12 protein-coding genes, 1 tRNA gene and 1 pseudogene are annotated in these 8,966 nt (G+C 65.8%); 11 read left to right on the top strand and 3 right to left on the bottom strand.

What is annotated here, in order from left to right:
- The first annotated feature begins 51 nt into the window (after window positions 1–51).
- On the top strand, window positions 52–732 hold the full coding sequence (locus ACZ5KP_RS14415; protein WP_460921064.1) for an HAD hydrolase family protein: 681 nt from the start codon (window positions 52–54) through the stop codon (window positions 730–732).
- A gap of 36 nt (window positions 733–768) precedes the next feature.
- On the opposite strand, the gene ACZ5KP_RS14410 is transcribed toward ACZ5KP_RS14415, so the two are convergent.
- On the bottom strand, window positions 769–966 hold the full coding sequence (locus ACZ5KP_RS14410) for a VNG_1110C family protein (RefSeq protein ID WP_460918562.1): 198 nt from the start codon (window positions 964–966) through the stop codon (window positions 769–771).
- A 182-nt stretch (window positions 967–1,148) separates the two neighbouring features.
- On the opposite strand from ACZ5KP_RS14410, the gene ACZ5KP_RS14405 reads away from it, so the two are divergent.
- From ACZ5KP_RS14405 to ACZ5KP_RS14395, 3 genes and pseudogenes are all read left to right on the top strand, one after another.
- A complete protein-coding gene (locus ACZ5KP_RS14405) occupies window positions 1,149–2,255 on the top strand; it encodes an OBG GTPase family GTP-binding protein (RefSeq protein ID WP_460918561.1) in 1,107 nt (368 codons plus the stop codon).
- A 121-nt stretch (window positions 2,256–2,376) separates the two neighbouring features.
- A complete protein-coding gene (locus tag ACZ5KP_RS14400) occupies window positions 2,377–3,057 on the top strand; it encodes a hypothetical protein (protein WP_460918559.1) in 681 nt (226 codons plus the stop codon).
- A 2-nt stretch (window positions 3,058–3,059) separates the two neighbouring features.
- Window positions 3,060–3,208 (top strand): annotated as a pseudogene (locus ACZ5KP_RS14395) (OBG GTPase family GTP-binding protein); the annotation flags it as partial.
- Between the two features lie 119 nt (window positions 3,209–3,327).
- Here the strand turns inward: ACZ5KP_RS14395 and ACZ5KP_RS14390 are convergent.
- Window positions 3,328–4,056, bottom strand: a complete 729-nt coding sequence (locus ACZ5KP_RS14390; RefSeq protein ID WP_460921062.1) for a hypothetical protein — start codon at window positions 4,054–4,056, stop codon at window positions 3,328–3,330.
- Window positions 4,057–4,241: 185 nt separating this feature from the next.
- Here ACZ5KP_RS14390 and ACZ5KP_RS14385 point away from each other — a divergent pair, with 185 nt between their 5' ends.
- The 7 genes from ACZ5KP_RS14385 (at window position 4,242) to ACZ5KP_RS14355 (ending at window position 8,075) form a co-directional block, all read left to right on the top strand.
- Window positions 4,242–4,997, top strand: coding sequence for a VOC family protein (locus tag ACZ5KP_RS14385; protein WP_460918558.1), 756 nt, complete (start codon window positions 4,242–4,244; stop codon window positions 4,995–4,997).
- A gap of 127 nt (window positions 4,998–5,124) precedes the next feature.
- Window positions 5,125–5,862 carry a glycosyltransferase gene (locus ACZ5KP_RS14380; protein WP_460918557.1) on the top strand — a complete coding sequence of 246 codons (738 nt, stop codon included), beginning with the start codon at window positions 5,125–5,127 and terminating at the stop codon, window positions 5,860–5,862.
- Between the two features lie 6 nt (window positions 5,863–5,868).
- Window positions 5,869–6,297 carry a GtrA family protein gene (locus tag ACZ5KP_RS14375; protein ID WP_460918555.1) on the top strand — a complete coding sequence of 143 codons (429 nt, stop codon included), beginning with the start codon at window positions 5,869–5,871 and terminating at the stop codon, window positions 6,295–6,297.
- A gap of 60 nt (window positions 6,298–6,357) precedes the next feature.
- Window positions 6,358–6,432, top strand: a tRNA-Met gene (locus tag ACZ5KP_RS14370).
- A 291-nt stretch (window positions 6,433–6,723) separates the two neighbouring features.
- The gene (locus ACZ5KP_RS14365) at window positions 6,724–7,005 is read left to right on the top strand and encodes a winged helix-turn-helix domain-containing protein (protein WP_460918554.1); all 282 of its coding nucleotides are present in this window, start codon (window positions 6,724–6,726) and stop codon (window positions 7,003–7,005) included.
- 53 nt (window positions 7,006–7,058) lie between these two features.
- Window positions 7,059–7,361: a DUF8036 family membrane protein gene (locus ACZ5KP_RS14360; RefSeq protein WP_460918553.1), complete on the top strand. Its 303-nt coding sequence runs from the start codon at window positions 7,059–7,061 to the stop codon at window positions 7,359–7,361.
- A gap of 132 nt (window positions 7,362–7,493) precedes the next feature.
- Window positions 7,494–8,075: a COG4315 family predicted lipoprotein gene (locus ACZ5KP_RS14355; RefSeq protein WP_460918552.1), complete on the top strand. Its 582-nt coding sequence runs from the start codon at window positions 7,494–7,496 to the stop codon at window positions 8,073–8,075.
- On the opposite strand, the gene ACZ5KP_RS14350 is transcribed toward ACZ5KP_RS14355, so the two are convergent.
- Entirely contained in the window at window positions 8,076–8,864 is a 789-nt protein-coding gene (locus tag ACZ5KP_RS14350) for a TrmB family transcriptional regulator (RefSeq protein WP_460918551.1), read from the bottom strand.
- Between the last annotated feature and the right edge of the window lie 102 nt (window positions 8,865–8,966).

Genomic DNA, 8,966 nt, shown 5'->3' with positions numbered 1-8,966 from the left:
TAGCAACTCAGTCCGACCGCCACACTTCTGACCCTCCGACGACGATCACACATCAAGATGGCACCCCCGCTCGCGCTGGACATCGACGGCACCCTGACCGATCCCGAACGCGACAGGATCGACCCCAGACTCTTCGACGTGCTCGGCGACTGGCCGGAGCCGATCGTCGTCGCGACGGGCAAGGCGTTTCCCTACCCAGTCGCTCTCTGTCACTTCCTCGATATTCCGATCCGCGTCGTCGCGGAGAACGGCGGCGTCGCGTTCGCCGACGATCACGTCGAGATCCTCGGCGACGACACCGCCTCGCGCGCCGTCGCGGAGGCGTATCAGGACGCGGGCTACAGCCTGGGCTGGGGCGACAGCAATTTGCTGAATCGCTGGCGAGAAACCGAGGTCGCCGTGCAGATCGACCAGCCGGAGGGACCGCTCCGGGAGCTCGCCGCCGAGCACGGACTGGAAGTGGTCGACTCGGGCTACGCCTACCACGTCAAATCGCCAGACGTGGACAAGGGGAAAGGCCTCGCAATCGTCGCCGCGACGATCGGCGTCGAGCCCGAGGCGTTCGTCGCGATCGGAGACTCGGAGAACGACGTTGAGACGTTCGAGCGCGTGGGACGGAGTTTCGCGGTCGCGAACGCCGACGACGCCGCCATGGCGGCTGCTGACGAGGTCGTATCGGGCGCCCACGCCGACGGCACGCTCTCGGTGCTGGAGCAGCTCCGCCAGGAGTAGTCAGCACCGGCGAGGCGGGCGTTAGGGCGAGGGGCGTTACGGCAAGGTGACGCCGTTGCGCGCGAGGAAGTCGCTGGCTTTCTTGATCTCGACGGGGCTACCGATGACCCGGCAGGGCCCGTCGCCGACGATCGTCTCCGTGAACTGGCGCTCGAGATCCGCACACAGATCCTCCAGCGTCTCGGCCGGCAGCACGATCTGCGTGCTGTCTCGGAGGCTGGAGGGATCGGGCATGGCTACTGGCATTTTTCCCAGGCTTCCCCAATAGTATATCGGATTCCCGCGGGTCGAATCGGGTGAATACCGACACTCGCGACGCGAACGGACCCGGACGACGGGGACGGATCGACGTCGGCCGTCCTGACCGCTTGCGATGGGAAGCGTTTTCGGGGCGGTCGCGTTACCCCCGAGCGAGAATGGGGCTCGAGGAGGAGATCGAGGAGCTCCGCGAGGAGATCAGCGAGACGCCCTACAACAAGTCGACCGAGGCGCACATCGGTCGGCTGAAGTCCAAGCTCGCTGAGAAGAAGGAGGAGTTCGCCAAGCGACAGCAGTCCTCCGGCGGCGGTGGTGGCTACCACGTCGAACAGCACGGCGACGCCACCGTCGCGCTCGTGGGCTTCCCCAGCGTCGGTAAGTCGACGCTCCTCAACGCCCTGACCAACGCCGACAGTGAGGTCGGCTCCTACGAGTTCACGACGCTCGACGTCAATCCGGGCATGCTCGACTACCGGGGCGCCTCGATCCAGCTGCTGGACGTACCGGGGCTGATCGAGGGCGCCGCTGGGGGCCGGGGTGGCGGGCAGGAGGTCCTCTCCGTCGTCCGCTCGGCGGACCTGATCGTCTACGTGCTTTCGCCCTTCGAACTCGAGCACTACGATATGCTCGCCGACGAGCTCTACAACAACAAGATCCGGGTCGACCAGACACCCCCCAAAGTCTCCGTCACCGGGAAGGGCAAGGGCGCGATCGACATTACGGCGAGCGTCGACCTGGACCTCGACGAGGAGACGATCGAGGACGTCGTCCGCGAGCACGGCTACGTCAACGCCGACGTCGTGATCAACGAGCAGGTCGACATCGACCAGCTGATCGACGGCGTGATGGAGAACCGGGAGTACGTCGACTCGCTGACGGTCGTCAACAAGACCGACCTGATCGACCCAGACTACGTTGAGACGGTCAAGGAGGGCCTCCGCGAGCGCGACATCGATCCCGAGGAGGCGATTTTCATCAGCGCCGAGGAGGAGAAGGGCCTGGAGAGCTTCAAGGAGCAGCTCTGGGAGGCCCTTGGGCTCATCCGGATCTACATGGACAAGCCCGGCCGCGGCGTCGACTACGACGAGCCGCTCGTCCTCCGCGAGGGCCAGACCGTCGAAGACGCCGTCGAGAAGCTTGGCTTCGACGACCGCTACCGGATGAGCCGCGTGACGGGACCGAGCGCCCAGCACGACGAGCAGCAGGTCGGCCTGAGCCACGAACTCGAGGACGAGGATGTCCTCCGGCTCGTGTTGCGGAAGTGAGTTTGCCGGAATGCACCGAGTTCGATGGACACCACGCACCGACCAGTCGTCGGACTGCCTGGTCAGCCACGGGACGCTGACCACGAGAAACTATATCAACTGACGGCCACGCGACCGTCCCATGCGCAGCGCACAGGTGACCTTCGACCTCGCCGATCGAGCGGCCGAACGGACCTTCCTCGAGACGTACATGATCGACGCGTGGGATCGATACCAGGCCAGCGAAGCCTTCGACCGTGGCTGGTTCTGGCGGTTCGGGAACACCAGCGACCACGGGCCGATCGAACTCGAAGGCGGCAACACCCTCGAGGGCGGTGGCGTAATACTCGTGCTCAACGGCGAGCCCTTGCCGGAGCCCGTGCTCGACGCCGAGCGGTCTCGCTGGCGCGACCTCGAAGCCGATGGCCTCCTCGACGGGTTCGACGTGACGTGGTTCCATCCGGAGTACGAGAATGCCCGCCAGAAAGCGATCGAGAACTTCGGCGAGGTGGGCGGGGATCGAGCGTATCGCCTCCGGCCGCTGGCGTCGCGCGCGACCCTCGACGTGCTCGAGGAGTTCGACGACCGGCTCCCGGCCGTGGGCGAGGGCACCGAAGACGATCCGCTGCCCGTCGGCTACTGGACCACGATCCACTTTCTCATGAAGCAGTCCGGCTACGACTGGTACGACGAGATCGAGGCCTGTACGAAGGACATCAAGAACCGGCTGAAATCGCTGTCTGCATTCCACGGAACGGCCGCTGCCCGCGAGGCGAAGTCGGACGCGATCGCGGACCTTCGAGGATTCGATCCGGGTGCTTGATCGTCGACGACGCCGTGGAGAAGTTGGGCTTCGACGACCGCTACCGAATGAGCCGCTTCACGACCCGAGCGCCCAGCACGACGCGCAGCAGGTCGAGCTGGATCACGAGATTCCGGACGAGGACGTGCTGTGGCTCGTGCTGCGGAAGTAATCTCGACTATCCTGCCGGCTCGCAGCTGTACGGATCGAAGCAAGCATCACACAGCAGCTTCCTCCAGAGCGGCCCGTGCCACAGCAGCATTGCCACAGCAGCCTATGCCACAGCGGCTCTCACCACAGCGGCGTACCGCCCTGCCAGCGCAGGTACACCATGTCCGCGATGAGGAGCAACTGGACGAACCCCTGTACGCCGCCGAGCATGGCGTTCCGACGGCCGATCCGCGCGATGACGGCGCTGTCGGGGGACGGAGACGTCATCTCCAGATACATCTTCACCTCGCCGGGCATCAGGAAGCCAAAGCCCTGCACGGAGAGGATCGTCACGAGCACGAGTGCGACGACGATGGCGTGGGACGTCATCGCGAACTGGCCGATGGTGAGCGCAACCCAGGCGAGGGAGCCAACGGTCGCGACGACGAAGGGTGCCTGCCAGCGCCAGTCGCGGAAACAGTCCAGTCGCCAGCCGATGAGCAACAGCGACGGCACGAGGTTCGCCGCCGTGAACAGCGCGAGCCACGGGCCCGCGTGGGGAAACAGCGCCAGCTCCTGGGCGAGCGTGATTCCGGATGCGATCGTCACGAGCGCGAGCGTCGGCAGCAGGAACGCGGTCTTGGGCGTCAGCCGCTGAAAGAGCTCGGCAGAAGCGTCGTCGTCCATTCCGCCGACGACTGGCCCAAGTACGAGGCCCATGAAGAGGTCGATCCCGGTCCAGAGCACGCCCGCCATCACGTGCACGTACGTGTGCTGTTCGAGCGTCGCGACCGTCAACGCGTAGCCGAGCGCTGCGAGCGGTACGAGCACGATCGCGACTGCGAACATCGGATTTGCTCGCTGGGCCATCCCGGCGATCGTTCCTCGAACGGTGCGTCGAACCCCCGTCTCTCCCCCCGACATGTGTCCTGCTCCTTTCGGGCGATTCCTTAAAACTCGTGGCCGCGGCAGTGATTTGCCAGTGGGGTCCGCACGAACCCCACAGGCCCGCCGCTGCCGACATCGTTTCGTGCCGGGAGGACGGAGTATCGTCCATGGTCGGACTGCTCGATCACGTCATGTGCCGCGTGGAGGATCTCGAGGAAGCCATGGAGTTCTACCAGGGCCACTTCGGCTACGAGGAAGTGGGCCGCTGGGACGCGGACACGTTCACGAACGTCCACCTCGCTCCGGAGGGCGCCAGTGACGACGCGGCGACACTCGAACTCACGTACAACCACGACGGGCGGAGCTACACGATGGGCGACGCCTGGGGCCACGTCGCCGTCCGCGTCGAGGACGTCTACGAGGCGTACGACGAGCTGATGGACGCCGGCGTCGAGGACTACCGCGATCCCGACAGTTGTGGCGGCCAGTACGCCTTCGTCAAAGATCCCGACGGTCACGAGATCGAGATCGTCGAGCGGGACTACGGCGCGCGCTGGTCGCTCGATCATACGATGATCCGGGTCGAGGACGCCGAGCAAGCGATCGGCTGGTACCAGCGCGCGCTCGACTATGACCTCGTCCGTCGGTCCGAGCACGACACCTTCGCGCTGTACTTCATGGCGCCCAGCGACGCACCCGAGGAGGCGATGACAGTCGAGTTGACCTACAACTACGACGGTGGCGACTACGAGATGGGCGACGCCTGGGGCCACCTCGCCGCGAGGGTCGAGGGCCTCGAGAGCGACTGGGAGACGCTCATGCGCCGCAACGCCAAGGACTACCGCGATCCCGAGTCCTGTGACTACAACTACGCGTTCACGAAGGACTGCGACGGCCACGAGATCGAACTGGTCGAGCGGTAGATCGACGCGCGAGCAGTTCGCACCGTCGATTGGCCGATCGTTCCGCGGAGCGAGCCATGGAGGGGTGGATGGGAATCCCCCGTCGGTGCAGAAGGATTTTGACGGAGCGGACCTCCGGATCGAACGAATGCAACGCTCACTCGGGATCGTGCTGCCCGCCTACGATCCCGACGTCGAGCGACTGGCATCCTACGTCGAGTCGCTCGCATCGCTCGATCCGGCCACGATCCGGATCGAACTCGACGACCCCACGGGGAGCGTTCGCGAGGCGATGCCAGCCCTCCCGGCGACCGTCGCCGTGTCGGACCGCCGCCGGGGAAAGGGAGCGGCGATCACCGCCGGGTTCGAGGCGCTCGACACGGACGACTACTGCTTCGTCGACGCGGACGGGAGTACGGCGGTCGAGAGCGTCGAGCGCATCGTCGAGACGGTGCAGTCCGGACGCGCCGATCTCGCCGTGGGGTCGAGGCGCCACCCGGAGGCGACCGTCTCGAACACGCAGTCGAGACTCCGCGGATCGCTCGGGGACGGCTTCGCCTGGCTCGCGCGGCGACTGTTGCCAGTTGCACTCTTCGACTACCAGTGCGGAGCGAAGGCCATCGACGCCGAGAGCTGGGCGCTCCTCCGTGGCGACCTCTACGAGCCCGGGTTCGGCTGGGACGTGAACCTGGTCGCCGCCGCGGGCCGCCACAACCTCTCGGTCGCTGAAGTGCCGGTCTCCTGGTCGGATCGGCCCGGATCGACGGTGCGTCCGATATCGACGACCGCAACCCTCGCGAGCGCCCTCTTCCGGTCCCAGCGGCTGTCGATCCTCGGTAGCGCCGGCCGACGACCGCTCCTCGAGCAGCTGGCCGAGGGAGAGTGACGACGGATGGTAGAGCTCACCAGCGCGCTCCGGGACACGCTCAAGTTCCACCGGCTCTGGCAGTTCATGGCGGTCGGGGCGGTCGGCACCGCCTGTGACTTCGCGGTGCTCATCGGACTCGTCGAACTGTTCTCGACCTCGCCGGTCCTCGCCAAGGTGGTTAGCGCCGAGACCGCGATCGTGGTGATGTTCGCGATCAACGAGCGATGGACGTTCGCGTCGTGGGGCGCGAACGACGTCGTCTCGATCCTGCGCCGACTGGGGACCTCGAACCTCGTTCGCCTCGGCGGCCTCGCCGTCGCGACGGTCGTGCTGGCAGTGTTGACGACCCAGTACGACGTTTCGTACGTCCTCGCGAACGCGGTCGGAATCGCCGCCGGGTTCATTGTCAACTATACGATGGAAAACCTGTTCACGTGGCAAACGCACCGGTAGGGAGTGCCACGCCGTCGGGGAATCACAACCCTTAATGGGCAAACAGGGATACCAATCGGTAGCGGGATGGGATAGCCAGGAGATTCCGCCGGGCTCATAACCCGGAGATCGGTAGTTCAAATCTACCTCCCGCTATTTTCGCCGACATCACCGAGCGAGGAGTGCTAGCGACGAGCGGACGAGTCGGCGAAAATACGTCGCGGTAGATTTGAACGAGAGAAGACGCAACTCGTGAGCGTAGCGCGCGTCCGTCTTCACGTTGTTCAAATCTACCTCCCGCGATTTCTCGAGGATCACAGCGTACGAGGGCGTCGGGACGAGTGAGCCGAGCAGTACCGAACTGGTGAGGCGGTACGCTCCCCATCTCCTTCGCGCTCACCACTCCGGGCGAGTGTTTACAACACGTCCGGTGGAATTGCAGTCCGGATGGAGGGCGTACTGTGGTACGTGCTGGCCAGCTCGCGTGGCGGGCCGACCAGAACGCAACTCGTCCGCGCGATCGACGAGCGACCACGGAACGCCAACCAGCTCGCGGAGGCACTGGAGTACGACTACACCACGATCAGACACCACCTCGACGTTCTCCAGGAGAACAACGTCGTTCGCCGCGCGGGTGACGGCTACGGCGACGTCTACCTCCTGACCGAGCAGGTCGACGCGAACAGGGAGACACTCGAGGAGGTGCTCGAGACCGTGGCGGACGACTAGTTCGGAGGAACTTTGGACAGCACCTATAACCGCGCCGTCGATAGGGGGTACCGATGGAGCTCTGGCTGAACGCGGCCCGGGCCGCGGCGGGACTGAACGTGGTCCTGCTGCTCGCGCTGGGCTCGGTCTGGCTGCGGGGCTACCGGAGCCACGGCGCCAGCCACACGCTCGGGCTGCTGGTCTTCGCCGCGCTGTTGTTCGCCCAGAACGTGCTCTGGCTGTACTTCTACGTCCTCCACCCCGACTTCATCGAGTGGTTCCGCGTGACCGGAACCGACGTACAGATCGGGATCACGCTGCTGTGTGGATTCGAACTCGCCGCGCTCGCGTTCCTCTCCTGGATCACGTTCCGGTAGGTCGGAGGAGCAGCAGTCACTGCCCGCCGCTGTGGATCGCTCCGGGACGCCGGCTCTTCACCGCAGCATCAGGGACGAACTTTGGACCGAATTCGGAAAATCTTCAACAGCGACTCCGTCGTCGGCACGACCATGGCATCCACCAGACGAGCGTGGCTGGCAGCGGTCGCGGCGAGCGCATCGCTCGCAGGCTGTGTCGGTGACGACGACGGCGGTGGGGGAACGGACGACGAGGGAGGAACGGATGACGGAGCAACCAACGAGAACGGCGACGGCTCGACCGACGGAGGCAACGAGACTGCTGCAACCGTCGCCGTGGCCGAGCACGGCGAGTACGGGCAGCTCCTCGTCGACGGCGACGGCATGACGCTCTACATGTTCGACTCCGATGAGCAGGGCGCTGGCGCGAGCACCTGTACGGACGGCTGTGCTGCCAACTGGCCGCCGCTGACGGTGGAGGGCGACGCGATGGCAGGCGACGACGTCGACGCCGAACTCACCACCTTCGAGCGCGCAGATGGAAGCACGCAGGTCGCCGCGAACGGGTGGCCACTGTACTACTGGCAGGGCGATTCGGAACCGGGCGACGCCACGGGGCAGGGCGTCAACGACGTCTGGTGGGTACTCGACCCGAGTGGCGAACCGATCCGACCTGGCAGTGAATCGTCGAACGGATCGGGTGGCGACGGGAACGACGGATCGACGGGGTACTGATCACTCCAGGACCGGCACCGCGTCCTCCCACGCCGCCTGGAACTGCGCTTCGAGTTCCTCGACGACGTCGCCGGCGTTCACGCCGAGTACGCCGAGCCGATCGGCCGGTGAGCGAGGATGGAGGACGTCGACCGTCGCCGACGCGCGATCGACGACGTCGAAGGAGAGCGGAATGTCGGGGAGTGCCCTGACGTCGACGTTCGGCGACTGCTCGGCAACGAGCCCCGGGAACGAGTCGGGAACGACCTCGAGCAGCCTGTCGGTGACGACCAGCGAGACGTCGACCTCGTCACCGGCTCCCTCGAAGAACGATTCGAACTCCGTTTGCAGCGTCTCCCAGGACGCGTGTTCGTACGGCGGCCCCACGAGTGCGTGGATGGACGCCTCCGCCGTGTGCGTGTGCTGTCGCAGCGCGTCGACCATCGCGTCGCTGCCGAGTGCACCGAGCCAGACGCTGCCGTCGGCCGGCGGCTCCGGGAGCAGATCCGAGCGAGCCGTTTCGGCCACCTCCCTGTACCGGGCTCGCTCTCGATCAAGCTCGCACACGCGCTCCTCGAGGAGTCGGTCCACCGCAGTTTCGGGCTCGACCGCGAGATACCGCGTCGGGTCGGTGGCCTGCGAGCGGACGAGTTGGCGCGATTCGAGCCCGTTGAGCACGTCGTAGATGCGCCCGCGCGGGACGTCGCTGGCCGTCGAGAGATCCGACGCCGTCGTCGCTCCGGTGACGAGCAGCGTTCGGTAGACCTTCTCTTCGTAGCTCGAGAGACCGAGTTCGCCGAGCGAAGTCATACATCGCCGTTTCGACGCGCACGGCAAATATCCCGCGTGACGCCGCTGGCGCTGCCAGGCGGATCGGCCGACCCTTTGCAACGGACCGGAAGTTGGAGCCGA

This window comes from Salinarchaeum chitinilyticum, assembly GCF_055390775.1.
The sequence above is the reverse complement of the archived record's forward strand: the minus strand, read 5'-3'. Positions and strand labels throughout refer to the sequence as shown.